Below are 427 nucleotides of genomic sequence, written 5' to 3' on the forward strand. Positions count from 1 at the left end.
CTCCAGGTGGCTCCACATGCGGCGGTTGCTGACCGAGTTCTGCGGGACGACGTTGGCCAAGCTGAAACTTTCCTGTTGCGATGCCAGGTCGCCGAAGTCCCCGCTTGGCGACATGTGGCCACGGTCAATCTGGACGTGCGAGCTACCGTGGTAGTCCTGCAGGGTGGCGCGGGCGGTTGCCGGCAAAGACGTCTCTTCGAAGAAATCGCTTTCGCGCGGCAGCTCACGCGCCTGGTTCACCGCCTGCGCGGTCAGGTGTTCGGCTGACCACAGCGGTGTCCGGGTCGCCGAGGACACGAGCACCGCGTAGGCGCGGTAGCAGAGCAGGTGGCTGGCGCCAGCGTGCTTGCTGGACAGCACCTTCGGTTGCGCGCCGTCCGCGACCGATGCGCCGCAGTGATCGGGAGAGGCGCCGGCGACCTGGAGG

At 67.2% G+C, this 427-nt stretch carries 1 protein-coding gene; it reads right to left on the bottom strand.

From position 1 onward, the window contains the following. The coding region (locus ERX35_RS11310) for a DNA/RNA non-specific endonuclease (protein WP_211360039.1) at nt 1-427 on the bottom strand (427 nt) is incomplete at both ends.

Origin of the sequence: Macrococcus equipercicus, from assembly GCF_004359525.2 — a bacterium.
GTDB lineage: Bacteria > Bacillota > Bacilli > Staphylococcales > Staphylococcaceae > Macrococcus > Macrococcus equipercicus.